At 67.0% G+C, this 23,875-nt stretch carries 26 protein-coding genes, 1 tRNA gene and 1 pseudogene; 15 read left to right on the top strand and 13 right to left on the bottom strand.

The genetic code is table 11. The features are described 5' to 3' along the window. Window positions 1–69: 69 nt before the first annotated feature. Window positions 70–1,203, bottom strand: coding sequence for an ABC transporter substrate-binding protein (locus UC35_RS07105; RefSeq protein ID WP_227820551.1), 1,134 nt, complete (start codon window positions 1,201–1,203; stop codon window positions 70–72). 100 nt (window positions 1,204–1,303) lie between these two features. Then, window positions 1,304–3,001 carry a carboxylesterase/lipase family protein gene (locus UC35_RS07110; protein ID WP_061497546.1) on the bottom strand — a complete coding sequence of 566 codons (1,698 nt, stop codon included), beginning with the start codon at window positions 2,999–3,001 and terminating at the stop codon, window positions 1,304–1,306. 209 nt (window positions 3,002–3,210) lie between these two features. Between UC35_RS07110 and UC35_RS07115 the strand changes: the two genes are divergently transcribed. Then, window positions 3,211–4,191: an AraC family transcriptional regulator gene (locus UC35_RS07115; protein ID WP_082793533.1), complete on the top strand. Its 981-nt coding sequence runs from the start codon at window positions 3,211–3,213 to the stop codon at window positions 4,189–4,191. A gap of 9 nt (window positions 4,192–4,200) precedes the next feature. On the opposite strand, the gene UC35_RS07120 is transcribed toward UC35_RS07115, so the two are convergent. Next, on the bottom strand, window positions 4,201–4,545 hold the full coding sequence (locus UC35_RS07120; protein WP_061497550.1) for a lipase secretion chaperone: 345 nt from the start codon (window positions 4,543–4,545) through the stop codon (window positions 4,201–4,203). 197 nt (window positions 4,546–4,742) lie between these two features. Further along, the gene (locus UC35_RS07125; RefSeq protein WP_061497551.1) at window positions 4,743–5,744 is read right to left on the bottom strand and encodes an alpha/beta hydrolase family esterase; all 1,002 of its coding nucleotides are present in this window, start codon (window positions 5,742–5,744) and stop codon (window positions 4,743–4,745) included. Window positions 5,745–5,923: 179 nt separating this feature from the next. On the opposite strand from UC35_RS07125, the gene UC35_RS07130 reads away from it, so the two are divergent. The 3 genes from UC35_RS07130 (at window position 5,924) to UC35_RS07140 (ending at window position 8,260) form a co-directional block, all read left to right on the top strand. Next, window positions 5,924–6,646, top strand: coding sequence for a Crp/Fnr family transcriptional regulator (locus UC35_RS07130; protein ID WP_061497553.1), 723 nt, complete (start codon window positions 5,924–5,926; stop codon window positions 6,644–6,646). Between the two features lie 256 nt (window positions 6,647–6,902). Then, complete coding sequence (locus UC35_RS07135; RefSeq protein ID WP_061497555.1) at window positions 6,903–7,724, top strand: AraC family transcriptional regulator; 822 nt, start codon at window positions 6,903–6,905, stop codon at window positions 7,722–7,724. A 92-nt stretch (window positions 7,725–7,816) separates the two neighbouring features. Beyond that, on the top strand, window positions 7,817–8,260 hold the full coding sequence (locus tag UC35_RS07140) for a VOC family protein (protein ID WP_061497557.1): 444 nt from the start codon (window positions 7,817–7,819) through the stop codon (window positions 8,258–8,260). 43 nt (window positions 8,261–8,303) lie between these two features. On the opposite strand, the gene UC35_RS07145 is transcribed toward UC35_RS07140, so the two are convergent. Continuing rightward, window positions 8,304–9,200, bottom strand: a complete 897-nt coding sequence (locus UC35_RS07145; RefSeq protein WP_061497559.1) for an NAD(P)H-binding protein — start codon at window positions 9,198–9,200, stop codon at window positions 8,304–8,306. 104 nt (window positions 9,201–9,304) lie between these two features. Between UC35_RS07145 and UC35_RS07150 the strand changes: the two genes are divergently transcribed. Next, a complete protein-coding gene (locus tag UC35_RS07150; RefSeq protein ID WP_061497560.1) occupies window positions 9,305–10,183 on the top strand; it encodes a LysR family transcriptional regulator in 879 nt (292 codons plus the stop codon). A 93-nt stretch (window positions 10,184–10,276) separates the two neighbouring features. Here UC35_RS07150 and pstS read toward each other — a convergent pair whose 3' ends face one another. Then, window positions 10,277–11,329, bottom strand: a complete 1,053-nt coding sequence (gene pstS, locus UC35_RS07155; protein ID WP_082792916.1) for a phosphate ABC transporter substrate-binding protein PstS — start codon at window positions 11,327–11,329, stop codon at window positions 10,277–10,279. A 629-nt stretch (window positions 11,330–11,958) separates the two neighbouring features. Between pstS and UC35_RS07160 the strand changes: the two genes are divergently transcribed. After that, complete coding sequence (locus tag UC35_RS07160) at window positions 11,959–12,375, top strand: universal stress protein (RefSeq protein ID WP_061497562.1); 417 nt, start codon at window positions 11,959–11,961, stop codon at window positions 12,373–12,375. A gap of 816 nt (window positions 12,376–13,191) precedes the next feature. Next, window positions 13,192–13,683 (top strand): GNAT family N-acetyltransferase, encoded by a 492-nt coding sequence (locus UC35_RS07165; RefSeq protein WP_061497564.1) that lies wholly within the window; start codon window positions 13,192–13,194, stop codon window positions 13,681–13,683. 40 nt (window positions 13,684–13,723) lie between these two features. Here the strand turns inward: UC35_RS07165 and UC35_RS23895 are convergent, their stop codons facing one another. Further along, window positions 13,724–13,891 carry a hypothetical protein gene (locus UC35_RS23895; RefSeq protein WP_158513872.1) on the bottom strand — a complete coding sequence of 56 codons (168 nt, stop codon included), beginning with the start codon at window positions 13,889–13,891 and terminating at the stop codon, window positions 13,724–13,726. A gap of 50 nt (window positions 13,892–13,941) precedes the next feature. On the opposite strand from UC35_RS23895, the gene UC35_RS23465 reads away from it, so the two are divergent. Beyond that, entirely contained in the window at window positions 13,942–14,151 is a 210-nt protein-coding gene (locus UC35_RS23465; protein WP_145979371.1) for a hypothetical protein, read from the top strand. 50 nt (window positions 14,152–14,201) lie between these two features. Here the strand turns inward: UC35_RS23465 and UC35_RS07170 are convergent, their stop codons facing one another. Then, window positions 14,202–14,420: a hypothetical protein gene (locus UC35_RS07170; protein WP_061497566.1), complete on the bottom strand. Its 219-nt coding sequence runs from the start codon at window positions 14,418–14,420 to the stop codon at window positions 14,202–14,204. 50 nt (window positions 14,421–14,470) lie between these two features. Here UC35_RS07170 and UC35_RS07175 point away from each other — a divergent pair, with 50 nt between their 5' ends. Continuing rightward, window positions 14,471–15,205 (top strand): choice-of-anchor D domain-containing protein, encoded by a 735-nt coding sequence (locus UC35_RS07175; protein WP_061497568.1) that lies wholly within the window; start codon window positions 14,471–14,473, stop codon window positions 15,203–15,205. Between the two features lie 36 nt (window positions 15,206–15,241). On the opposite strand, the gene UC35_RS07180 is transcribed toward UC35_RS07175, so the two are convergent. After that, the gene (locus UC35_RS07180; protein ID WP_321572380.1) at window positions 15,242–16,183 is read right to left on the bottom strand and encodes a LysR family transcriptional regulator; all 942 of its coding nucleotides are present in this window, start codon (window positions 16,181–16,183) and stop codon (window positions 15,242–15,244) included. A 30-nt stretch (window positions 16,184–16,213) separates the two neighbouring features. On the opposite strand from UC35_RS07180, the gene UC35_RS07185 reads away from it, so the two are divergent. The 4 genes and pseudogenes from UC35_RS07185 (at window position 16,214) to UC35_RS07200 (ending at window position 19,708) form a co-directional block, all read left to right on the top strand. Next, the gene (locus tag UC35_RS07185) at window positions 16,214–17,368 is read left to right on the top strand and encodes an Acg family FMN-binding oxidoreductase (RefSeq protein ID WP_061497571.1); all 1,155 of its coding nucleotides are present in this window, start codon (window positions 16,214–16,216) and stop codon (window positions 17,366–17,368) included. Window positions 17,369–17,462: 94 nt separating this feature from the next. Beyond that, on the top strand, window positions 17,463–18,047 hold the full coding sequence (locus UC35_RS07190; RefSeq protein ID WP_061497574.1) for a TetR/AcrR family transcriptional regulator: 585 nt from the start codon (window positions 17,463–17,465) through the stop codon (window positions 18,045–18,047). A gap of 78 nt (window positions 18,048–18,125) precedes the next feature. Beyond that, window positions 18,126–18,239: pseudogene (locus UC35_RS24465) on the top strand (short-chain dehydrogenase); the annotation flags it as partial. A 104-nt stretch (window positions 18,240–18,343) separates the two neighbouring features. Next, the gene (locus UC35_RS07200; RefSeq protein WP_061497577.1) at window positions 18,344–19,708 is read left to right on the top strand and encodes an MATE family efflux transporter; all 1,365 of its coding nucleotides are present in this window, start codon (window positions 18,344–18,346) and stop codon (window positions 19,706–19,708) included. Window positions 19,709–19,724: 16 nt separating this feature from the next. On the opposite strand, the gene UC35_RS07205 is transcribed toward UC35_RS07200, so the two are convergent. The 4 genes from UC35_RS07205 to UC35_RS07220 form a co-directional block, all read right to left on the bottom strand. Continuing rightward, window positions 19,725–20,771 (bottom strand): glycerophosphodiester phosphodiesterase, encoded by a 1,047-nt coding sequence (locus tag UC35_RS07205; protein ID WP_227820488.1) that lies wholly within the window; start codon window positions 20,769–20,771, stop codon window positions 19,725–19,727. Window positions 20,772–20,958: 187 nt separating this feature from the next. Continuing rightward, complete coding sequence (locus UC35_RS07210) at window positions 20,959–21,273, bottom strand: Rieske (2Fe-2S) protein (RefSeq protein ID WP_061497580.1); 315 nt, start codon at window positions 21,271–21,273, stop codon at window positions 20,959–20,961. Window positions 21,274–21,457: 184 nt separating this feature from the next. Continuing rightward, a tRNA-Arg gene (locus UC35_RS07215) sits at window positions 21,458–21,534 on the bottom strand. A gap of 136 nt (window positions 21,535–21,670) precedes the next feature. Continuing rightward, entirely contained in the window at window positions 21,671–22,141 is a 471-nt protein-coding gene (locus UC35_RS07220) for a hypothetical protein (RefSeq protein WP_145979372.1), read from the bottom strand. Between the two features lie 133 nt (window positions 22,142–22,274). Here UC35_RS07220 and UC35_RS07225 point away from each other — a divergent pair, with 133 nt between their 5' ends. Then, entirely contained in the window at window positions 22,275–22,559 is a 285-nt protein-coding gene (locus tag UC35_RS07225; protein ID WP_061497585.1) for a cupin domain-containing protein, read from the top strand. A gap of 107 nt (window positions 22,560–22,666) precedes the next feature. Then, entirely contained in the window at window positions 22,667–23,806 is a 1,140-nt protein-coding gene (locus UC35_RS07230; RefSeq protein WP_061497587.1) for an MBL fold metallo-hydrolase, read from the top strand. Window positions 23,807–23,875 lie beyond the last annotated feature (69 nt).

The raw sequence follows: 23,875 nt of genomic DNA on the forward strand, positions 1-23,875 counted from the left end.
TGCCTGGGCGCGTAGCTCAGCGGCCTTGGCCGTCCGGCTGGTGCTGAACCCTTCAGTGTCCGCCTCCGGCTATTTCGTCCAACGCTCCCCAGGGCCGATGATCGTCAGCTCGACATACCGCGATCCCTGGTGGTTCTCCTTCGAGAATCCCACCTCGAACCCGCCGAAATTCACCTGCTTCATGGACTCCAGCGCCGCGACGAAGCGCGCTCGTGTGGGGTTGGGGCCGGCGCGGCGCAGCCCTTCGGTCATGGTCCGCGCGTTCAGGTAGGCCTCGAAGCCGGCGAAAGAGATGTTCTCGTAGCCGGACTTCAGCATGGCGGCGCGAAAGTCACGTGCCAACGGGCTGCTCGCACTCCACGGGAACGGCACCACGGAGGTGACTATGACTCCCACCCCGTCCGGGCCGAGCGCTCTCAGGGTGGATTGGGTGCCCATCACTGATAGCGCGTAGAAGCGCATCCCGCGCCGTGTCGCGTTGTACTTCTTGATGAAGTCCACCGTCGCCTTGCCCGTGGTGATCATGATGACCACCTCCGGCCGGGTGTGATGCAGCGCGGCCACGGCCTTGTCGACGTCGGACGCGTCCTGCTGGACCGAAGCGCTCGAGTAGACCTTCAGCCCGCGCTTTTGCATGGCCCGCTCGACGCCGGCGAGCCCGTCCTTGCCCAGGCCGTTGTCGAGGTACGCCACAGAGATACGCTGGATCCCGACAGTCACCAGATGCTGCACGATCTTTTCTGTCTCGTCGCCGTAGCTTGCGCGCAAATGAAATACGTTGGGCGGCGTCGGGCTGCGCAGGGCATTGGCGCCCGTGATCGGGCCAAGCAGGGGCATGCCCTCCTTCTCAAGCAACGGCAGGATGGCCGCCACGTTGCCAGTCCCTGTCAGGTTCAGCAGGGCGAAGGTCTGCTCCTCCTCGATCAGTTGCTGTGCTGCTTTCACGGTATTGGCGGGCACGTAGCCGTCGTCCAGGGTGATGACGCGGATCTTGCGGCCGTGCACACCACCCTTCTCGTTCACCGAGTTGAACCAGGCCGCCGATCCCTGCACGATGTCAGGCGTCAAAGCCGCAAGCGGCCCTGACAAAGCGATGATCTGGCCCAACACGATCTCGCGGTCACTGATCCCAGCTTCGGCCGCCCGCGCTGCTGGCGCAAGCGATGCAGCCATCGCGGCGGCACAGAATGTGCGTCTCTTCATGGTGTCCAACTCGATACTCCTTATGGTCAGGACAGGTGCTTGCGCTCTCGCTCCACTGTTGCCGGGCGGACGTCGCACCGCGAGGCGCCGCCGGCCCGATTCACTGGGTCGAGATCACGGCCTGTGTCGGCGTGGCGTCGAAGACCAGCCGCGACGGCCAGGACGCCCAGGTACGGCCGAGTGACGCGTTGTTGGGGTCGCCGTTCTTCGCGAAAGCGGCGACGGTGGCCATCATTGCGGCCGACAGCGCCAGGCGACCCGGTCGGTTGGTCGTGCTGTTGGTTGCATTGCTGAACAGCGAGGGGCCGAAGTTGCCGAACAGGAAGGGCAGGTCGAACGCATGCGCCGCGCCATACACGGTGTTCCAAGGCGCGGGTTCCTGCGCCCAGTCAAAGCGGTAGTACCAGACTTCCGCCTGCCGCGACTTGAGGGTATTGAGTACGTTGTCGCGGCTCGGTGCCATGAACACGGAACCGAGCAGATTCGCCTTCGCAGTCCAGCCCGTGCCGGGAGCGCTGGACGGAACGTAGCCTGGGTCGAGAATGTCTGCTTCGGTCAGCGTCGGTGCGGCGTCGGGATTGAACGTCGCCATCATGTTGAAACGCGCCGCGTCGCCGATCTTGAACCCGGGCGGGCCACCCAGCAGGGTCAGGAACGGCGCGAACAGCTTGCCCTCTTCAGCCGTGTTGCCCGCAAGCACAGGTACCTTGTTGTAGTTGCCCGCCGCGATGGCGGCAATCGGGTCGGCCGGCAGCACCGAACCATCGGGGATGGGCCCCGAGCCGGTGAGCCCGGCGGCCAGCAAGGTGTTGAGGATCACCCTGGCATCCTTGCCGCGCATGTACGTCGCGACTTCGGCACTGCTCTTGCCCGCGACATAGGCTTGGGCGCTCGCGGCGTCGGTGGCCAGCCCGTCGGCGATCAGCAGCCGGGTCAGCAGCGCGCCCGATTGCGCGGCGTAGGTGCTGGCCGGGTTGAGCGTGGGAATCGAGCCTGCGGGCAGGTTCGATGCCAGCGAGATGCCGCCTGAGATCGGGATGGCGCGATGGAACAGGCCCGCAGCCATGGGCGATGCAACGAGAGCCCAGGTGTTGATCGCACCGGCCGACTGACCCATCAAGGTCACGTTCGAGGCGTTGCCGCCGAACGTCGCGATGTTGTTCTTGACGAACTTCAGTGCCTGGATGATGTCCAGCAGCGCGAAGTTGCCCGAATCTTCCGCCGCATTCCCGGTCTTGAGCTGAGGCATATTGAAGAACCCAAGCGGACCTACGCGGTAGTTCGCAGTTACCACGATGGCATTTGCGGCTTTGGCCAGCGCCGCGCCGTCGTACACGGGGTCGGCCGAATACCCGGAGATGTTGCTTCCCCCATACACAAAGAAGATGACCGGCAGGCCCGCGCCATCGTTCGCCGGGCGCCACACGTTGAGCGTGAGGCATTCTTCACTGCCTACCGGTGTGTTGAGTGAGGTGGCGATCGTCGCGTCGTAGGTGTTGTTCAAGCCCGGCCCGTAGATACGGCCGTTCTGGATGCAAGCGCTGCCGAAGCGCGTGGCGTCCAGGCGGCCCCAGGCATCAGGTTCGGCCGGGGCGCGCCAGCGCAGCGCACCCACCGGTGGGCGGGCGTACGGAATGCCTTTCCACGAGTACGTGCCGCTCGCGGCGTCGCTCGATCCCGCTACCGCCCCTTGAGGCAGTAGGCGAACCGTCGGGTCGTCCCCGCCATTGCCGCCGCACGCCATCAACAATGCGCACACGCCCGCCCCCAGTAGCCGCTTCAGCCCGCCCACATCCATGTCTGTCTCCTCAATCGGGAAAATCTCGCTTGTGCGAGCGGTGGAAATCCTTTCGAATGCTTCCGTGCCGCCGGCCAATCGATTGAAAAAAGTGTAGGCACGGGCCAGGGAGTCGGCGCTATCGCAACGCGGCCAATTTATTGACCGCACGAAGCCACGAAGCAATGCAGCGCACGAGTTCTTGTTCCTGGGTCAAGGGCGTCTTGGAGATGTTCGCCGCGCGCGGTGTCGACGTGCCCGCGGCCGTCTGGCGTGCCGGTATCGATCCCGTGCGGCTCGAGAATCCCAACGAGCGATTCGGTGCCGACGAGGTCAGCGCCCTGTGGGAGCTGGCCGTGGCCGAGACGGGCGACGCCGCGCTGGGGCTCGACCGCGAGCTGACTTCGAAGTACGTGAACGCCGACGTGTTGGCCTTCGCGATGGCGTCCAGTCCCGACCTGCGCGCTGGGCTTCGGGCCGTCGCGCGCTACATGGCCGTCGTCTCCGACGCGGCCACCTTCGAACTGCTGCCGGAGGGCCCCAATGCCTGGCTGGTCTTGGGCAGCGTTGGCAACAGCCGGCCCGTGCCGCGCCAGCGTTACGCATTCGGCATGCTGGCGCTGGTGACGACTTGTCAATGGGTTACTCGCAGGCCGGTCGAGCCGCTGGCCGTCGAATTCAAGTTCGCGCGCCCGCCCGAAGTGCAGCGTTATCACGAGGCATTCCGGTGTCCCTTGCGCTTCGACCAAGCCGAGAACCGCATGTTGCTGGCGGCAGACGACCTGGCCGCGCCAGTGCCTTCGCGCAATCCGAAGATGCTGGCAATGCACGAGCACGTCCTGCGAGAACGGATCACAGCCCTGGGCAACACCAGCATCAGCTACCGGGTGAGTGAGGAGATCGTGCGCCGGCTGCACCGCGGCGAGCCGCGGCGCGAACAGATCGCGGCCAGCCTCGCGCTCGCCGATCGAACGCTGCAGCGGCGACTGCAGGAGGAAAGCACGTCGTTCCAGCATCTGCTGGACGAAGCCCGGCGCGAACTGGCGCGCAAGTATCTCGCTGAGGAACGCTACGCCCTCAACCAGGTCGCGGACCTGCTGGGGTTCGTTGACCAGAGTAATTTCTTTCGCGCATGCAAACGCTGGTTCAGCGAGCCGCCCGGCCAGTATCGGCGCCGGATCATCGCCCAGCCCGCAAATGAGGACGACTGACGCTGCGCTTCACGAGCTTTCGGCCGCCAGCCGCTGCAGCGCCTCGAGCGTGCGCCTCTCGTCGTCGCCGAACAGCACCTGCGCGACTTCTTCACCGAACAGGCGCCGCCGAAGCACCTGGAGTGCGGCAAACCGTTCGCGAGCCGACGCGAGATCCTCCGCGGCCCGTGACGCGGCCAGCAGCTCCGCCCGCTGCGCGCGGTACTCCCGGAAGGCCACGATCAGCGCAGCCAGCCGCGTGGCGGACTCAGGCGACAGCCCCGCGGTGAGCCTCACGTCTGTCAAGCCGGGATCGATGTCCGAGCGTTCCAGCGCGGCGTCGATCCACTCACCGGTCCGGTGATCGATCACCATAGGAGCCGCCGGTCCCGGCGACGCCGAGGCGCGGTGTGCAAGGGACGTGGCTCCCGCCTGCGCTTCGGTAGCGGGAGGCCACTGCTTCACCTGGACCGGTCCGGTCGGCGCACTGGCCCCGTCGGCGGCCAGGTGCGGTGCCGGGATGACGCAGGGCAGGCACAACACCGTGCCCAGCGCGGCAGCCGCCAGCACCCTCACCGGCGGTAGTTCCGGAAGAACGCCCAGGTGATCCCGGTCGCGTCCGGGCCAAGCTCGTCGCTGAACGGCCAGAGCGGCGGCCCGCCGCTCCACGCGTGATTCATGCCTTCCACGGTGTACTTCTGCGCCACGACGACGCCCGCGCTGTTGCGGAAGGTCGCGACGGTGTAGCTGCGGCCGCCCGGCACAGGCGTGGTCTCACGCGTGATGCTCGAAGCGAAATAGCGCGCAGTGTCGTTGTCCAGGCCATCGTCGCCCAGGTCGTTGGTCTGGACGAACTGGCGCACGGTCTGGTCGCCATTGACGGGATTCACGACGATGTCCGAGGTGCCGTGGAAGACCAGCATCGGCATCAGCCGACGCGGCGCGCCCCCGCAGTTCCAGGCGTCGCGGCCGCGTTGGTCCGGGTCGTAGGGGCTGCCAGCCAGCAGCGACTCCGCGCTCGTGGCCAGCCCGACCCCGCCCTTGTACATGCCGCCCGAATGGACGGCAGCCGCGGCGAAAAGATCCGAGTAGCAAGCTGCCATGATGGAAGTCATGGCCCCGCCGGCAGAAATTCCCGTGACATACATCTGCGTCGGGTCGATGTTGTAGCGGCCACGCACCCAGCCCAAGATGCCTGCCAGGATCGACGGCTCGCCGGCACCGCGCGACTGGTTGATCGACAGCATGAAGTTCCAGCAGCGCTCGGGATTAGACGTGACGTTTTGCCTCGGGTAGATGACGATGAAGTTTTCGAGGTCCGCCAGCTCGTTAAACCGCGAGACCGCGGCCATGCTGTTGGGCTCGGTCAGACAGCCGTGGAGCATGAGCACGGCCGGCACCGGAACATCCGGTCGGTAGTTCGAGGGAATCCATGCCTGAAATTCGCGGGCGCCCCAGATGTTGGCGTAGGTGCCGAATACCCAGTTGCCCGCCATGGCGGGGCCTGCGGCCAGCAGCGTGGCGACAGGAATCAGCCAGAGGGCCAGCCTGCGTGCCAGCGTGTGGATCTGCATCGTTGTCTCCTGGTTGCGTCCCGCGGCGCGGGACTGCGGCGCACTCTAGGCCGGCCCCCCACCAGCCTCAATGACCTGACTTGGCCAAATTGCTGGCGTTTCTCACCGCGGCGCGCAAAGTCAGTCAAGTGGCGTGCAACGCCCTTGCGTGTGTGCTCGCCACACAGAAAATCGGGGGCATGAGCATCACCTCCATCGATCGGCTGGTGGCCGCGCGATTCCTCCAGCAACAATCCTGGTTCACGCACTTGTCCGTCGAGGCCCAGGACAAGGCCCTGCGCACCATGCGCACGCTGCGCGCTCGTAAGGGCAACGTGGTGATTCCCGCGAACGAGCCCGCGGACGGCTGGTATGCGGTGCTCTGGGGACTAGTCGAATTGCAGAGTGCCGGCGGCGGTTCGCGCACGAGCTACCTCGCTCTGTCCGGTGGCGAATGGTTCGGCGAGGGCAGCGTGCTGCAGTCCGCGCCGCGTCGCTACGAAGTGCGCGCGCTACGCGACTCCGAGCTTCTTTGTCTGCCGCGCGGGTTGTTCCACGAGTTGCTGGCGACGAGCATCCCCTTCAACCGTGCTGTGCTTCAACGCATGAACCAGCGTGTTGCCCAGGCCATGGCGGTCATCGATTCCGACCGCAGGCGCTCGCCCGAGCAGCGGCTCGCCATTTATCTGAGCCGCCACTTCTGGCCGGGGCTGCGCAAGCTCAATCTGAGCCAGGACGAATTGGCCGCCCTCGCGGGTATGTCGCGGCAGACCGCCAACCGCACGCTGCGGGCACTGCACGAGAAGGGGCTGATTACGCTGCGCCATGGCCGGGTAGAAAGCCTGGACCAGCAGGCCCTGGAATGCTTCGCTGGGGTGGCACCTCCTCATTGGCTGGAGGCCCCAGCCCTTGATGCGGCCTGAGCGCGGTGCGGCCGGAGCGGCGAGAAGCTGACCGCTCTGTACATGAGCTTAAAGCTCGGCGACAAACAATGGCAGATCAGCATCGATGACGGTGTGAATCGCTACACGGTCGGCGCGGGCCACACAGCTACCATGGTCTTGCCGTCCCGCAGGTAGCGCCACAGGCGACGTGGTGCTGTTCCCCGAAATCTGGATGCTACGCTCGCTGTCGCGCTGCGGCACTTGCTCCAGGATGACATCCGCGCTACAAGAAGCCATGCTCCTGCGTCACCGTCCTTCCGGCCTGCTGGCCCGTTGCGTCGACAGCCTCTGGTACAGCGAGCGCGGAGCATTGCCGCACACGCGCGAGCGCAGCCTGCCCACCGGCTGCGCCGACATCGTCGTGCCGCTGCTGCAGGACCACCTGATCCGCTACGACCCCGAACCGGCGGTCTCCCATGCGCGGTGGCTGCGCGGCGCCGTCGTGCAGGGTGCGAGCGACCGCTTCGGCGTGCGCGGCACCGAAGGTCCGTCGGCCGTGATCGGCGTGCACTTCAAGCCCGGCGGCGCGGCGGCCTTCTTCGGCGGCGCGCTGCCCGAGTTGCGCAATCGCACCGAATTGCTGGAAGACCTGTGGGGACTGGCCGCACGCGATCTGCGCGAGCAGTTGCAGGACGCCGGGTCGGCGCGTCGCGCGCTGCAACTGCTGCAAGGGTACCTGCTGCAGCGCCTTCATGATGCCGCACCGCCCGATCCGCTGGTCTCCGCTGCGATCGTTGCGTTCCACCGCGACCCGGCCCGCGCGCGGGTCGAGCCGGTACAGCAGGGCAGCGGCTGCACGCCGGCGCAATTCATCCGCCGCTTCGAGCAGGCAGTGGGGCTCACGCCCAAGCGCTATGCGCGCGTGCTGCGCTTTGGCGTGCTGCTGCCGTCGCTGGTGCGCTGCGGGCCGCGCGACTGGGCACAGATCGCGGCGGGCGCCGGCTACTACGATCAATCCCACCTGATCCGCGAGTTCCGCGAGCTGGCTGGCATCGCGCCGGGGGCTTATGTGCCGGTGCAAGCCGACCAGCCGACGCACGTGGCCGTGGAGCGCTGAACCCAAGCCGAAAAAATATCCAATACGGCCTGCCCCCCGGCCGCATAGGCTGTGGTTCTGGCGGCATGTCGCCGCATGAAGGAGAGAACCCGATGGACGAGATTCACGAAGTCTTTCCATACCTGATGGTGCGTGACGCCAAGGCCGCTATCGCGTTCTACCAACGGGCCTTCGGCGCGACAGAGCTGTTCCGGCTAGTCGAGCCTTCAGGCCGCGTCGGCCACGTGGAGCTGCAGCTGGGCCCCTCGGTCCTTATGGTGTGCGACGAATTCCCCGAATACGGAATGTTGGGGCCGCAAGGCGACCAGTTCACCGGCTGCACGATCCACCTGCATGTGGACGACGCCGACGCGATGGGCGAACGAGCGGTCGCGGCCGGCGCCACCATGCTGATGCCGCCCAGCGACCAGTTCTACGGCGAACGGTCGTGCCGGCTGCGCGATCCATTCGGCCACACCTGGCTGCTCGGGCACTCGATCGAGAAGATCGAGCCCGACGAGATGCAGCGACGCTACACAGCGATGATGACTCCCTGAGCCGAACACCTGATTGCCTCGGGCCTCGCTCACCAGCGCGCGTTCAAGCCACACCCATGGCCAGCCGCGCACACGCCGGCGCGAACTCCTCGCGCGCGAACGCTTCCATCGTGGTCGGCTGCACTGCGACAGGCGCCACGCTTGCCGACGCGAGCGGCGACGTCGACAGCCAGCAGGCGAGCGCTTCGATCTGGTCAGCGGCGCTGGCCGAGAAGCCGTGTGCGCGCAGCGCCGCCTTGCCCTCGGCGGGCGTGGATTGAACGTAGGCGAGCCCAGGTTTGCCGATGGCCGCACCGAGCACGGCAGCCGCTTCTCGCATGGTCACGTGCCGGGCGGCGTGCAGCAGCAACACGCCGTGGTGCCGCGGCGTCACCAGCTCGCGCGCGGCAACCGCCGCGACATCCCGAGTGGAGACCATGGGAATCGCTGCGTCCGGCGCCTCCATGCCAGACAGCGCGCCCTCGGCGGCCACCACCGCCGCCGCGGGCAGCAGGTTCTCCATGAACGAGCCCGGCCGCAGGTGCAGCAGGTCGATGCCGCGGACCGCCAGCAGCCGCTGTTCCTGGGCGTGCAGCGCCTCGACGGGGCCGGTGCCCCGGGGCAGCTCCGCGCCGATGCTGGACAGGTTCACGACGCGGGGCACCCGCACCGTGTCCAGGGCGCGCGCAATGGCTGCGCCAATGCGGTCCTGCGCCGCACGCATGTCGTCCTCGCCGTAGCACGGCGGGATCATCGTGTAGGCGGCCTTCGCACCGGCGAGGGCACGCTCCAGGAACGCGGCGTTTCCGACGTCGCCGGCAGCAACCTCCGCACCGATGCTGGCGAGCGGCGCGAGAGCGTCTGCATTGCGTCCCACGACGCGGATGGGGTGTCCTCCGGCCAGCAACAGGCGGGCGAGCTTGGACGTGATCTGACCGTTGGATCCGAGCAGGACGAACATGGCGGTTCCTTTCGAGGAGGGTGTGGATGCCTCGCATCGTGGCCGTTCGCATCGTCAGGAAAAAGTGCCTTTTCCGGAATCGATTGTTCGTGGATACTGGACAGATGAACCTTGCGCGCCTGGAGGTCTTCGTCAACGTGTGCGCTACCGGCAGCTTCACGCGGGCCGCCGACCACCTGGCCATCACCAAGTCCGCGGCGAGCCAGCACGTCGCCGCGCTGGAGCGGGAGCTTGGCGTTCAGCTGCTGCACCGCTCCACGCGCCGTCTCACCTTGACGGAGGCCGGCACGACGTTGCGCGACGAAGCGCGAGCCCTGCTGGAACAGGCTCAGCGGCTGGCGGAGCGCACCCGGCACCAGTCGGCGCAGCTCAGCGGCGTATTGCGCCTCACGTCCGCGGAAGACACCGCCAGCTGGGTCGCACCCGTGGTTGCTGAGTATGTGCGGCGCCATCCGGGCATGCACGTCGAATACCGGCCCAGCGACCGCCTTCTGGATCTCGTGGCCGAAGGCATGGACCTGAGCCTGCGCACGACCGGCCGGCGCGACTCCAGCTTGCGGGCGGTGAACCTCGCGGTGTTCGACGTCTGGAGCGTGGCGTCGCCGGAGTACCTGCACGAGCGCGGTACACCGCGGCGCCTGGCGGACATGGCCTCGCATGCGTGGATCGCCTTCACGCCCATCCCTCATCCATGGACGCTTCAGACCCGGGACGGCAAGGAATCGGTGCGCCTGCAGCGCACGGTCAGCACGTCCAGCACCGCGGGCGGCCGCGCGCTGGCGCTGGCGGGGTTGGGCATCTACGCTGCGCCGCGTTTCGTGCTGGAGGCCGAGGTCGCCGCCGGCCGGCTCGTGCGCGTGTTGCCGAACGTCAAGCTGCCGCAGGTGACGCTCTATGCTGCCTGGCCGGGACAAGGCGAGCCGCCGAAGAAGACGCGCGAGTTCATCGAGCTCGCGAAGGCAAGGCGAGGCAGTTCGTTCTGAAAAATGGAGGCTGAGGGTCGCTCTCAGGACTCGACTGGAGCTTCGCCCGCTTGCAACGGATCAAGCGTGTTTGTGGGAGCCTGGAGCACCGCCCTAGAGCACGTTCAGCCCGATTGGCCGCCCGCTCTTGTCGCGCACGCCGGTGATCACCTTGAAGGCGGCGGCTTGCACGCGGTCGGGCAGGCGCACGAAACTGGCTTCCTGAACCAGCGCGTCACCGTGGTTGAACGCCCAGGCGAAGAATTTGAGCGCGGCCAGCGTCTGCTCGGGCTTGTCCGTCACGCGCGGCACCAGCACGAAGGTGCCCATGGTGATCGGCCAGCTGCTCTTGCCCGCCGCGTTGGTGAGCGTGGCGCCGAAGGTGCCGCGGCTGGACCAGTCGCTATGCGCGAGAGCCGCCTTGAATGCCAGCACGCCAGCGCGCACGAATTCGCCGTCCGCCGAGCGCATCTGCACACCGGCCAGCTTGTTGTCGGCCACGTAGCCGAAGTCGACGTAGCCGATGGCGCCGGCGGTCTGCGCCACCGCCCTGACGACGCCTTCGCTGCCTTTCACTCCGATGACGGAGGCGGGCCAGGCGATGGTCGTCTTGACGCCAAAGCGTGATTTCCACGCCGGATGGACCTTGGCCAGGTAGTCGGCGAAGTTGTAGGTAGTGCCGGACCCGTCGGAACGTACGATGAGCTTGATCGGCAGCTCCGGTAGCGCGACCCCGGGGTTGAGCTGGCCGATCTCCGGCGCCGACCACTTGTCGATCTCGCCCATGTAGATGCGCGCCAGCACCTCGCCCGAGAGCCGCAATTGGCCGTCGGAGACCTTCGGCAAGTTCACCACGGGCACGATGCCGGTGATCGCCACCGGGAATATGGCAAGGCCGCTGGCCGCAAGCTCCGCTTCGTCGGGAGCGACGTCGGACGCCCCGAAGGCAACCTCCCCGGCCCGCACCATCTTCACGCCGGCGCTCGAGCCGGCCGGCTCATACGCTACCGCCGTGCCCACGGCCTTCTGGTACTGACGCGCCCACGCCCGGTAGATAGGCGCCGCCGCGGAGGAGCCCGCGCCACTCAGCGTCTGGGCCGCCGCAATCGGTGCGTGGAGAACGCCAGCCAGGCCGGCGACGAGACAGACGACGATCCACTGCTTCACTTGGCTTCCTCCCCTTCAGGCTCATCCATTGTGACAAGTTGGTGACAACTTGGTGACAAGTTGATGAAAGGCGGCCGCCAATAAACCCCGGGGCCGTTGGGACAACACAACTCCTGGGCCGCCCCGGCCCCGCCGCCAGTCTTTGGAGGTGTCGCGAGCCTTGCAGCGCGGAGGGAGTTTCGAAGCGGTCAGTGCGGCCGCCGGCATAAAGGATCCGGCCGTGTTGAATGAAATCGATCGGCACCGAATTGCCTCCCCGGTTTGCCGCCGACCAGGGGTTCCGGATTGCTCATTGGCGTCGGGGCGGACTCAGCCGCTGGACCTGAGCGAGGACAGATTCAGAAAATTCGTGACGGCGCTGCGCGCGTCGGACACCGGCTGATCCTGGGCCGCATTCTCAGCTATGCGTGCCGTCCTCGGTGCTGCGCTTACCACGATTGCCTGTGAGCGCCGACAATGGATGGCCCGCAGCACGGCGCTCCAGCCGAATGACAGGTGCAGCGTCGCGGGCATTGTCCTCTCACGTATCTTCAGGCGTCGAATGAAGGAGCCATCATTCGAAGCTGTCGAGCGCAAATAGAGTGAGGACTCACCAAGCGTGCGAGCCGGGATGCGATCTAGGAGGCCACATGTTGCGTCAGGTGCTGCTTGCGTACGACGGGAGTCCAAGTTCGGAAGACGCGCTGAACCTGGCCTGCGACCTCACTCGCGGTCTCGGGGCAACGTTGCAAGTCCTGACGGTGATCGATCAGTCGGCGTATGCGAATGGAGTGGAGTTGGAGGCGGAGCGGCGGTCTGCTTTGCAGAGACTGCGGCGCCTAGAGCCGATGGCGCTCCGCGCAGGCTTTTCCCTTCAGTTGGAAGTCTTGATTGGTGACCCTGCGAAGGAAATTCTGGCGCAAGTGAGTCGTCTACCCGCTGACATCCTCGTTTTGGGTCGCTCTCGGCCCAGCACCATCGATCGACTCGCCACCAGCTCCGTTGTGGAACTTGTGCTTCCGGAAGCGGCGTGCGCAGTTCTATTGCCCAAGACGGCCGGCCCCTGACGCGGCCGGTGTGGAGCGAGGCAACGAGCCGGACGTCGGCTGCAACGACTGGTTAGGCCCCGCTGCGCTTAGCCCTCTTAGGGACACTCGATGAGCGAGCCTTTGCGGCAGACGGCTTGCGCGGGCGCTGCTTGGCGGATACGGACTTCACCACGCTGCTTAACGTTGGCGCAAGTGCGAACGCCGAGCGAGCGTCCGCGACGACCAGCCGAAGCAGCTCCTGAACGGGAGCAGAGTGCAGTACTGAAGCAGGCGCCAGCCGAACGCTACGCACCCTACTCCCGGTCCCCTGCAGCACACGGTGCGGATCAGGAAGCGATGCGCCGTGGAGGAAGAATAGGGTCACCCACTTTGGGTAGGCGGCAACGGAAACCACCACGTCGCTTGCGCGATCCGTGGGACTGAAGCCAAATGCCAAGGCATTGTAGTTGTCGTAGACAAGTTCGTAGCCGCGCGGAAAGAGCTTAACCAAGTGCTCGCGGACTGCGCGAGTTTGCGTCGCAATGCCTTCGTCATACTTGGCCAAGAATGGATCAAGCGCTGAAGACTTGGACATCTTTGTAGGACCCAACGTTCGACATGAGCGGCAGTGGGCGTGCGAAGCACCCCAGGCACCGTCCGCTCGGATCTTCGACGCCGTTGAGCCGCTGAATCGGCAATGGTACTGCGCGCCGCCTGCGCAAGAGTAGCCAGCGCGGTCAGGTGCGATGGTTTGTACGAAGTTCTCATGCTGACCCAAGGCCTTGGGCTCCGTCGTGTGCACGTCCGCTTTCGGCCAGAAGCGGCCCTGCCGCCGCATCCAAACATAATTCGTCCATGCTTGGCTCACCGCATATCGACATCCGCCCGGCCAGCGTCGGGGACGTTGCGCTGATTCTTCGTTTCATCAAGGAACTTGCCGCGTACGAGAAGGCTGAGCATGAAGTTGTAGCGACCGAGGCTAGTCTCCGCGCGTCACTGTTCGGGGAAGGGGCTCGAGCACGTGCCCTGGTCTGCCGAGTGGCGGGTGTGGACGCTGGCTTTGCCGTCTACTTCTTCAACTACTCCACCTGGCAAGGCCGGCAAGGGCTGTACCTCGAAGACCTCTACGTCTCGCCTGCCCACCGAAACGCGGGAGCCGGGAAGGCCATGCTGCAATACCTGGCGCGCCTGGCTCTATCGAACAACTGCGGTCGCTTCGAGTGGAGCGTCCTAGACTGGAACGAGCCTGCCATCGCGTTCTACAGATCGATCGGCGCGGTGCCCTTGGACGAATGGGTGCGGTACCGCCTTGCCGGTGATGCTCTGGCGAAATTCGCTGGGGGATGAGCCGCCGTCCTTTGCGGCCTGGCGTCCTCGCAAAGTTGGGCTACTTTGGGTCGGCCAGCAGTTCACAGTCGGCAAGCAGATCCGGGCTGCGGGCCTCATGCCCATCCTCGAACCAGAAGTCGACATCCACGCTCCGGACAAGCCAGGCGCCGAGCGTCGGCTCAAGGCGGCCATACTCAGACACCTCGACACGCTCGGGCCGGAGCAACAGCTGATGCTGAAGCTCACGATTCCGTCGACGACCTATATGCGGATGTCGTGGCGCATCCGAATGTGCTGCGCGTGGTCGCCCTCTCGGGAGGCTACTCGCGCGAGGAGGCGAACACGTTGCTGGCGCGTAACCATGGCGTGATTGCGAGTTTTTCACGGGCGTTGACCGAAGGGCTCACTGCGCAGCAGAGCGAGGGAGCGTTCAACCGGGCTCTGGACGCATCCATCGCGAGCATCTATCACGCATCGGGAACATAGGCACCGTCGCGGCGCGTCGATGGGCGCATTCCTGGACGCGCTCCGGCCCGCTACGGCGCGCGCCAGCCTGGCGACTTGAGCGCAACGGCGGGAGTGATGCACAGCTTGCTGAGCGCTGCCGAAAGGTAGACGCGCATAGGCGTTGCGTCCCCGCCATGCTTGAGCTCACCCGCGATCTCGCCCTGCACCTTGGCCGCCAGCGCTCTGGCTTCTTGCGGGACAGCCTTTCCAAACGTTTTGCTGATGCGGCGCAAAGCGGCGGCCGACATTCGCCTCTATACCCAGAACTCCACTTCATTCCTCACACCACATGCCCCGTTTGAATCGCCTCGCCGGCTTTGCCATGGCTGCACTCAGCCTCGGCTCCTGGGCGCAGACTACGCCCCAGGTGCTGCTGTCCCTGGATCCGCCGCAGGCCGTGTTCGCGCACACCCCTGTCGGTCAGACGGCACGCATCACGCAGACGTTGACGAACTTCGGCAAGGTGGCGGCTGCCAAGGTCTGGGTCGAGTTCGCGGCGTCAGGCAAGAACACCTGCCAAGGCAAGCCCCTGGCCGCCGGCGCCAGTTGCACGTTCGAGACCGTGTATTCGCCGACCGATGCCGGCGCCCTCAGCACAGTGCGGCGCATCCTTTCCGACTCTGACCACCCCGCCAGCGGCGTGGTGCTCGTGTCCGGCATCCATGGAACATCCTCCGACCCCCCGGCGGAGGTCAGCCTCACCCCCAGCCTGGTCGAGTTCGGCGATCCCGTGATGGCCCCCACGCGATGGGAAACACTGAAGCTGTCGAACAATGGCAAAGCGGCGTTGGAATTGGCCAAGGTTTGGCCCGGGTATGGCGGCTTCACCGTCGACTCGAAAGCCTGTCCCTCCACGCTGGCAGCCGGCCACAGCTGCGACATCAAGGTCAAGTACACGGCCGAGCACCCCGAGGACGGTTTCGAAGGCCTCTCCGTCACCTTCGGAACCGGCCACATCGTGATGGCCAGCCTGTACCGCAGCAGCCAACGATCCGTCGAACAACGCAGAGCCCGCCCAAGCCCAGGGCGATAACTTGCGTTGAGATCAGGACCCAGGGCACGACCGCGCTCACAGGGCCCTTGGCACCGACCGTGCCAGGAAGTCGTAGACCGCGCGGATCCGGCGATTGCTGCGGATCTCACGGTGCACCACCAGCCACATCGGAATCGGCGGAATCTTCAGTAGTGGCAGAACCGGCAGCACGTTCGCGTCGGTGGCGGCCACAAAGTCGGCAATGAATCCCACGCCCAGCCCGGCGCGCACTGCCTGCCATTGAACAACGAGGTCGTCGCTGCGCAAGCTGAAGGCCTCCTTGCCGACCGTGAGACCGGATTGGCGGTAGCCGAACAAGACGTCTTCGTTGCGATCGCCGGCAATCACGTCGTGCTGCAGCAGGTCCGCCAACTCGCGCGGCTTGCCGTGCCGAGCCAGGTAGTCGCGGTGGGCGTAGGCGCCCAGGGTCACCTTGCCGATGCGCCGCGCCACCAGGCTGGCTTGTTCTGGGGGCACCATGCGCAGGGCGATGTCCGCGTCGCGTCGCAAGAGATTGCTCACCGCATCGCTCGCCACGAGTTCGACCTGCACCTGCGGAAGCGCCAGCCTCATCTGTGACAGGACCGCCGGCAGGAGGAAGCAGGCGAGGGGCTGGCTGGCACTGATGCGCACCGTGCCGGTTTCATCGGCGTCGGCCGACGCAAGCTGTCGGGCCAGCTGCTCAGCCCCGCTTTCCATCTGGCGCGCCGATTCCGCCAGCCGCAGCGCGGTGGCAGTCGGCACCAGGCCGCGCCCCGTGCGCTCAAACAGCACCGCGCCCAGCTGCGCCTCCAGCGCCTCGATGTGGCGGCCCAGGGTGGGCTGGCTGGCGCCCAGCACCCGCGCCGCCCCCAGCAGGCTGCCATGATCCAGCGCGGCCAGGAAGGAGCGCACCAGGTTCCAATCGAAGGGTGTATTCACAATTGCATAGCTGATATTGCGTCCTGTGCAATTGTGGCCAAGCGGCTTGCTTCGCACAATCCGCTCACCACTTCCAGAGAGCGCATCATGGACCGTCGCAACTTCATTCGCATTGCCGGTGGTGGCGTGGTGTTCGCGGCAGCCGCCGGCTGCTCGAGCGGCTCGAGCGCGATGCCGGAGAGCGCGACAGTTGCCTGGCGCGAGCCAGGGGCCGGCGAGGCCGACCCGCGCCGCTGGGCGCTCGCACACGCGATCCTGGCGCCGCACTCGCACAACCTGCAATCCTGGATCGCCGACCTGCGCACGCCAGGTGAGATCGTGCTCCATTGCGATCTGCAGCGGCTGCTGCCGCAGACCGATCCGCAGGCGCGACAGATCATGATGAGCCACGGCACCTTCCTGGAGCTGCTCGACCTGGCCGCGCGCGAACGGGGGCAGCGAGCCGAGGTCGTGCTGTTCCCGCAGGGCGAGTTCGGCCCCGAGTGGCCGGACCAGCGGCCGGTGGCGCGCATCCGCCTGCACGAGGCGCCCGGCATCGCACGCGACCCGCTTTTCACCCAGATCCCGCGCCGCCGTACCAATCGCGAGGCTTATGCGCCGCGGCAGCCTTCCGCGGCGGCGCTGCAGGCGATCGCGCAGGCTGCCGGCCCGGGCGTGCGGGTCGGATTCGCGGCTGGCGATCCAGCCGAACTGCAGCGGCACCGCGCCATCGCCGCCGAAGCCTGGCGCATCGAGCTGCAAACGCCCCGCACCATCCTCGAATCGCTGCGCTGGATGCGCATCGGCCCTTCCGAGATCGCGCAACACCGCGACGGCCTCTCCATCAACGAGCCGATGGTGCGCCTGGCCGATGCCGTCGGACTGTTCGACCGCAGCCGCGCGCCGGCGCCCGGCAGCCGCGTCACCCGCCAACAGATCGAGGATTTCAACGCGAAGCTGCAGGCCACGCCATCCTTCTTCTGGCTGGTGACGGCGGGCAACGACCGCCGCACCCAAGTCAACGCCGGCCGCGCCTACGCTCGGGCCCAGCTGGCCGCCACCGCGCAGGGTCTGGCGATGCAGCCGCTCTCGCAGGCCCTGCAGGAGTATCCGGAACAAGCCGGGCCATATGCGGCCATTCACGCTCTGCTGGGCGCGCAACCCCTGCACGAAACAGTGCAGATGTGGGCCCGCCTGGGCTACGGGCCTGACATCGCGCCGGCGCCGCGACGCGGGCTCGAGGCGCAGCTTTTGCGCGCCTGAAGCTCAGGGGCGCACCCAGCCAGGTTTCCGCTTGACCCTGTTCGTATGACGACTATCATATGACGGGCATCATATTTCGGCGTAGACTGCCGCCATGGAAACCAAAACCGCCATCCCCAGCCGCAAGCAGCAGACGCACGACCGGATCTTGGACACGGCCGCGCGCGCGCTGCGCGATACAGGCTTCTACGGCATAGGCGTGGCGGACATCATGAAAAAAGCCGGGCTGACGCACGGCGGCTTCTACGCGCACTTCCCCTCGCGCGAGGCTTTGCTGGCGGAAGCGCTGGAGCGTGCCGGCGCGGACAGCCGGCTGCGTTTGCAAAAGTCGATCGCGGCCGCTGAGGCCAAGGGCATGAGCCGTTTCCGGGCGCTGGTCGAGAGCTACCTCTCCGATAGACACCTGAAGGCGCCGGATTCCGGCTGCCCTGTGGCCGCCCTCGCCTCGGAGATGCCGCGGCAGTCGGACCTGGTGCGAGAGGCGGCTGCGCATCGCGTGCAGTCCCTGGTCGCCTACGTGCAAGAGTGCCTGCCACCCGCTCACGATACGGACACCGCAGCCGTAGTGACGAGCCAGCTCGCAGGGGCTCTTCAGCTGGCCCGCACGCTCGGCGACAACGCCCGAGGCCGCAAACACTTGGCGGCCGTGCGCCGCTTCCTGCTGGAGCAATTCGACTAAATCAAAACGCGCGCTGCCAGGACGCGAGTTACCTACGGCCACGAATATGACGAACATCATATGAACCAGGAAAACACCATGCAAATCGCCAACGCCACCGTTCTGATCACCGGGGCCAACCGGGGCATTGGCCTCGCCTTCGCGCGCGGGGCCCTCGCCCGAGGGGCGCGCCTCGTCTATGCGGCCGCCCGCTACGATGGCCTCGAGGCGGGGCTGGCGGAAGTGCTCGCCGACGAAACCACGCGCCAGACGAAGCAGTCGCTGGCGAGCGCCCAGGCCGCTTACCTCGCAGCATCATGAGCGCCGCCGCCCTGCCCGCATCGGCCGCGACGCAGCGCATGCTGCGCGGTCCGGTCTTGCCTACCCTGCTGGGTCTTGCCACGCCCAATGTGCTGGGCCTGTTCGCCAATACCGTGGTGATCGGCTTCGACGGCTACATCGTCGGCCGGCTCGGACCGGAAGCGCTGGCGGGTGTGGCCGTGGTGCTGCCGCTGGCCATGTTGATGTTGCAGATGTCGGCGGGCGGTCTCGGCGGCAGCACGACTTCCGTGGTTGCGCGCGCGCTGGGTGCCGGCGACACACACCAGGCAACGCGCCTCGCGCAGCACGCGCTGCTGCTGGGGATCGGAGCAGCGCTGCTGTTCACGTTGCTGTTTTCCGGTCCTGCGGCGTATGTCTTGCTGGGCGCCCGCGGCGGCGTGCTGGCGCAGGCGGCGAGCTATGCAGGCGTGCTGTTCGCCGGCGCGGTGGCGATCTGGTCGGTGAACGTGCTGGCCGGCATCGCACGCGGCACGGGGCAGATGGGCGCGACGGCGCTCGCGCTGGTCGCGACCACGGCGATGCACCTCACGCTGTGCCCACTGCTGGTGTTCGGCGCTGGTCCCCTGCCACCTCTGGGCGTGGCGGGTGCCGCGGCGAGCACCGTGACCTGCAATGCCGTGTCGGCCGTGGGCCTCCTGGCGTGGCTTTCTCGCCCGGGCAAGCCCGTGCGCATACTCGGCGCGCGCTGGCAGGTGGAGCGCGCGGCGTTCCAGCACGTACTGCGGATCGCGCTGCCGTCCGCCATGAGCCCGATTCTGAGCAACGGCTCGATCGCGCTCGCAACCGCCTTCGTCGCAACCTTTGGCAGCCTGAGCGTCGCCGCGTACGGCATCGCCGCGCGTCTCGAATACATCCTCGTGCCCATCGCTTTCGGCTTCGGTGGTGCGCTCACTGCGATGGTGGCAGCCAACCTGGGCGCCAACCAGCCGGCGCGGGCCAAGCGCGTGACCTGGGCCGGCGCCGGCATGGTGTGGGCCGTCACCGGCTTGATCGGGGTCTGGGCCGCGCTCTGGCCGCAGGCGTGGATGACGCTGTTCACCTCCGATGCTGCGGTGCAGGCCGCGGGCAGTACCTACCTGCGCATCGTGGGCGGCTGCTACGGCTTTTTCGGGCTCGGGCTCGCGCTGTTCTTCGCCTCCCAAGGCGCCGGCCGGCTCGCGTGGCCGCTCTTGGCCAGCACCGTGCGGCTGCTGATCGTCGCCATTGCCGGCTATGCCGCGGTGCACATCCTTGCAGCCCCGCCCGAAACCCTGTTCGGCGTGATCGCCCTGAGCCTCGCGGCCATGGGCCTGACCTTGGCGGCAGCCATCTACTTCGCAGACTGGGGCGCTAGGCCCTAGTTCACGATATCAGCCCCTATAGGTCTTTGGGCAAGGCAACCGGCGTGGGCCGCGGCAGCGCGAGGCCCCGGCGCTGCATCTCGGCTCGCAGCAGTTCGGGCCGGTCGGTCACGATCCCGTTGACGCCCATGTCCATCATCCGGTTCATCTGCGCCGCATCGTTGACGGTCCAGGCCAGCACTTTCAGGCCCAGCGCCTGCGCTTCCTTCACCTGCTCCGGAGTCAGGTCCCGCCAGAAGCAAGACCAGGTGTGGCCGCCCGCGGCCTTGATCATCTTCGGGACCGAGCCGAAGTCCTTGTGCTGGAAGCCCGCCGTCCAGGGCGAGCCGGCCGGGTTGTCCACCATGATGTTGTCGATGGAACGCGACTGCTGCATCGTCAGGTAGACGGTGGGGATCTCGGGCGCTTCCTTCTGCACGACCTGCAGCGTGCGCCAGTCGAAGGACAGGATGGACGAGCGCCGGGCGAGCCCGGCCTGGCGAATGGCGGCGATGACCAGCCGCGCGAATTCCTCGGGGCCGACCGTATCGGCAGGCGCCTGCGGCGTGATCTTGGTCTCGATGGCAAAGCGCACCTCCTCGTTGCCGGCGCTCTTCACCAGCGCGGCGAGCTCGGCGAACCGGGGAATGCGCGTGCCGTCGATCGGCTGCTGCTCGCTGAACGTCTTGGCGTAGTTGGACGAGGGCTTGATCCTGCCCACGTCGTACTTCGCCAAGTCGGCGGCGTTCAGGCTGACGAACGCCGCTCCCTGGTGGGCCAGGAATTTGCCGTCCGCGTCCCGCGTGATGTCGGCATTCAGGCGCGAGTCGTGCGAGATGAACAGGACGCGATCCCTGGTGATCGCGATGTCGAGTTCGAGCGTGCTGACGCCCACCCCCAGCGCATAGGCGAAGCCGGGCAAGGAGTTTTCGGGGTACGACCAGCGTGCGCCGCGGTGGCCCTGCAGATCGAACGGCGGAGGATCGGCCGGCTTCGCGTGCTGGGGCACGGCGCATCCGGCGAGGAGCGCGGCTGCGCACACGAGCATCGTGGCCTGCCTGGCTTTTTCGATGAATTTCCCCATGGGCGCTCCTCGGTCGATGGACGGGCTAGCTGAGCCTGGATTAGACCCGTGGCGCAGCCCGTTCCACTTAGTGAGATCACCGATGTTGTCGCGACGGGAGCAGATTGACGAGCGCCCCGTCTGAACCATCGGTGTCCCCGGAGCCTGAATCGCGTCCCGGGATGTCAGGGGATTGGCGCGCCTCGGCCTACGACGACGGACGGAGATCCACCAGCACGCGGCCTTCGCTGACCTGCACCGGGAAGGTCTCGAGGCACATGCTGGGCGCGCCCGGCATGCAGCCGGTCTTCACATCGAAGCGCAGGCCGTGAGCCGGACAGCGCAACAGATGGCCGTCGAGCTCGCCGCTGGCCAACGACGCCCCGTTGTGCGGGCAGGAGTTGTCGATCGCGTGCAGCTGCCCGTCGATGTTGAAGAGGACGATGCTGCGGCCATCGATGAAGGCCAGTTTGCGCTGGCCGGGCGCCAGTTCATCGGTGGATCCGACCGGTACGGCGTTCACGAATGCTCCTCAGGCGCGACATACGCCACCCGAAATTCTGGAATGCGCTCGGGCAGCAGACGCCCCTCATGGCGAGGGGTGGCGGTGCCTTCGTCTACTGGACCAAGCTCCAGCGTGGTCTACGGCTGAGCCGCAAAAGAAAAGGGGCCAGCACGCGTGGAACGTGCTGGCCCTCTGTAGAAATTGGCGCGGCTGGCAGGATTCGAACCCACGACCCCTTGGTTCGTAGCCAAGTACTCTATCCAACTGAGCTACAGCCGCGCTGAGCCCATGATTATATCAGCTGGACGGGCACCTGCCGGGCCAGACCTTTTCAGGTCGTTTTTTGTGGGTCGAATCGTCTCCCACCGGGTACCCGCCCCAGTGCGCAAGGCCGGATCGCCGGACGCCAACCGCCTCAGGTCAGGCGCAGGTCGCCGCAGTACAGAAGCTTGTTCCCGTCCGCCGGGGCGGAACGCACGGTCAGCGCGTGCGGGCCGGTGCGCAGCTTGTCCAGGTTGCCCGGCACGGTGTTCGACACGGTCAAGAACCCGAGCGTGTCGGAGTAGGCCAGGACGCGGCGCGTGGCCCGGATCGCGGGCGGGCCGAGGCTGGCACACGAACCCTGCTGCACGTAGGTGTACAAGTGCGCCGGCGCCAGTACGTCAGCCGGCCTCCCTGCCTTCACGATCAAGTCGCTGCTGTCCGGCCGCACGACCAAGTATCCCCATGCCATGTTGCCCCGGTTCGTGTCCACCCCGTCCATCGGGACCATGGCGACGGCGGATCGTGGTGCCGGCGCACCCGCCGGTGGCGGCGTTTGCGCCCAGCTCGTTGTCGCTGCTGCGGCCACCAACAACCCGGCAGCCATCGAAAGTTGCGCGTTCATCGGACCTCCTAGGACTTCAAGGTCAGCCGCAGCCTCAGGGGCCGCAGCACATGTTCGACCCATGCTGAAGCCCATGCAAGCGGGACAGGACCACCGGATGTGCTCATCCGGAGCGGCGGTCTAGACTTGCCCCATGGACAAGCTGCCCACCTTCGAAGAGTTCCGCGCGCAGGCCCTGGCCCGTGGCTTCGACGAGGCGCTGGAGCGCTCATGGAAGCCCGGCACCGTGCTGGAGACGCACACGCATCCCTTCGACGCCGACGCCGTCGTCGTCGCGGGCGAGATGTGGCTCGGTGAGAACGGCGTCGAGCGCCGCCTGGTCCCGGGCGACACCTTCCAGCTGGCGGCGGGCACCCCGCACACCGAGCGCTACGGCGATGCGGGTGCCGTTTACTGGGTGGCGCGTCGCAACGCCTAGGCCCGCCAGCCGATTCGCGCCCCTCGGTTGGGGTTGAGTCCAGGCCCTCGGCTGCGGCACACTGGGCGCGCCGGTGCCCCACGGCATCGGCAGCAACTTCACCACGAATGAGATCCCGTCTTGCACGCTGGCTGCTGCGCGCGACCGTCTTCCTGGCGGCGTTGGTGGCGGTGCTCGTGGCGGCGGGCTGGACGGTGTTGTCGCTGCCGCAGTTCGGCGCGCCCATGGCCGGCCCGCGGCTGGCCCGCGCCCTGGCCAATCCCCAGTACAAGGACGGCCGCTTCACCAACCTGGAGCCGGAGACCCCGACCAGCACGGCCGCGCTGGGCGACTACATCGTCCGGCAGTTCTCCGGCAACGAGGTGCGCGAGCCGCCGGCGCCGCTGCCGGTGCTGGCCGTCGACAAGGCCGCGCTGGCCTCCGCGCCGGCCCCCAGCGGGCTGCGCGCGTTCTGGATCGGCCATGCCAGCACCTACGTGGAACTCGACGGGCTGCGCCTGCTGCTGGACCCGGTGTTCGCCGAGCGGGTGTCGCCGCTGCCCGTCGGCCCGCGGCGCTTTCATGCGCCACCGATCGCGCTGGCCGACCTGCCGCGCATCGACGCGGTGCTCATCTCGCACGACCACTACGACCACCTGGACATGGACGCGGTGCGCCAGCTGGCCAGCCGCGGCGCCCGCTTCTATGTGCCGCTGGGCATCGGCGCCCATCTGGAACGCTGGGGCGTGCCGGCCGCGCAGATCGAGGAGATGGTGTGGTGGCAGCAGCGCACCCTGGGCAAGGTGCAGATCGTAGCCACGCCCACGCGCCACTACTCGGGCCGCGACCCGCGCCACCGCAGCCCCACCCTGTGGTCGAGCTGGTCGGTGATCGGCCCGCAGCACCGCTTCTTCTACAGCGGCGACACCGGCTATTCGAAGCACTTCAAGGACATCGGCGAGCGCCTGGGTCCCTTTGACATCGCCTTCATCAAGATCGGCGCCTACGGACCCGGCGCCTCCTGGGTCGACATCCACATGCCGCCCGAGCAGGCAGTGCAGGTGCACCGCGACGTGCGCGGCAAGCGCATGTTCCCGGTCCACTGGTCGACCTTCAATCTCGCCTACCACGACTGGGACGAGCCGATCCGCCGCACCCTGGACGAAGCGACGCGCGCCGGCATCGAGCTGGTGACGCCGCGCCTGGGCGAATGGGTGGATGCCGACCGGGAGTTCAAGTCGACGCGATGGTGGGAAGCGGTGCGCTGACACGCACCAGCTCTGCAGCCTCTTCGGCCTGTTTTTGGCCAAACATCAGCCTTGCCCGGCTAAAGTAGC

Origin of the sequence: Ramlibacter tataouinensis, from assembly GCF_001580455.1 — a bacterium.
GTDB lineage: Bacteria > Pseudomonadota > Gammaproteobacteria > Burkholderiales > Burkholderiaceae_C > Ramlibacter > Ramlibacter tataouinensis_B.

Bases quoted from the DNA above. Each gene is read 5' to 3' on its own strand.
- UC35_RS07185 (WP_061497571.1), top strand. From the start codon at position 16,214: ATGGACCGTCGCAACTTCATTCGCATTGCCGGTGGTGGCGTGGTGTTC.
- UC35_RS07170 (WP_061497566.1), bottom strand. From the start codon at position 14,420: ATGTCGGCCGCCGCTTTGCGCCGCATCAGCAAAACGTTTGGAAAGGCT.
- UC35_RS07220 (WP_145979372.1), bottom strand. From the start codon at position 22,141: ATGAACGCGCAACTTTCGATGGCTGCCGGGTTGTTGGTGGCCGCAGCA.
- UC35_RS07190 (WP_061497574.1), top strand. From the start codon at position 17,463: ATGGAAACCAAAACCGCCATCCCCAGCCGCAAGCAGCAGACGCACGAC.
- UC35_RS07135 (WP_061497555.1), top strand. From the start codon at position 6,903: ATGCTCCTGCGTCACCGTCCTTCCGGCCTGCTGGCCCGTTGCGTCGAC.
- UC35_RS07145 (WP_061497559.1), bottom strand. From the start codon at position 9,200: ATGTTCGTCCTGCTCGGATCCAACGGTCAGATCACGTCCAAGCTCGCC.
- UC35_RS07150 (WP_061497560.1), top strand. From the start codon at position 9,305: ATGAACCTTGCGCGCCTGGAGGTCTTCGTCAACGTGTGCGCTACCGGC.
- UC35_RS07120 (WP_061497550.1), bottom strand. From the start codon at position 4,545: ATGGTGATCGATCACCGGACCGGTGAGTGGATCGACGCCGCGCTGGAA.
- UC35_RS07110 (WP_061497546.1), bottom strand. From the start codon at position 3,001: ATGGATGTGGGCGGGCTGAAGCGGCTACTGGGGGCGGGCGTGTGCGCA.
- UC35_RS07165 (WP_061497564.1), top strand. From the start codon at position 13,192: ATGCTTGGCTCACCGCATATCGACATCCGCCCGGCCAGCGTCGGGGAC.
- UC35_RS07130 (WP_061497553.1), top strand. From the start codon at position 5,924: ATGAGCATCACCTCCATCGATCGGCTGGTGGCCGCGCGATTCCTCCAG.
- UC35_RS07140 (WP_061497557.1), top strand. From the start codon at position 7,817: ATGGACGAGATTCACGAAGTCTTTCCATACCTGATGGTGCGTGACGCC.
- UC35_RS07160 (WP_061497562.1), top strand. From the start codon at position 11,959: ATGTTGCGTCAGGTGCTGCTTGCGTACGACGGGAGTCCAAGTTCGGAA.
- UC35_RS07200 (WP_061497577.1), top strand. From the start codon at position 18,344: ATGAGCGCCGCCGCCCTGCCCGCATCGGCCGCGACGCAGCGCATGCTG.
- UC35_RS07115 (WP_082793533.1), top strand. From the start codon at position 3,211: ATGTTCGCCGCGCGCGGTGTCGACGTGCCCGCGGCCGTCTGGCGTGCC.
- UC35_RS07205 (WP_227820488.1), bottom strand. From the start codon at position 20,771: ATGGGGAAATTCATCGAAAAAGCCAGGCAGGCCACGATGCTCGTGTGC.
- UC35_RS07125 (WP_061497551.1), bottom strand. From the start codon at position 5,744: ATGCAGATCCACACGCTGGCACGCAGGCTGGCCCTCTGGCTGATTCCT.
- UC35_RS07105 (WP_227820551.1), bottom strand. From the start codon at position 1,203: ATGAAGAGACGCACATTCTGTGCCGCCGCGATGGCTGCATCGCTTGCG.
- UC35_RS07225 (WP_061497585.1), top strand. From the start codon at position 22,275: ATGGACAAGCTGCCCACCTTCGAAGAGTTCCGCGCGCAGGCCCTGGCC.
- UC35_RS07230 (WP_061497587.1), top strand. From the start codon at position 22,667: ATGAGATCCCGTCTTGCACGCTGGCTGCTGCGCGCGACCGTCTTCCTG.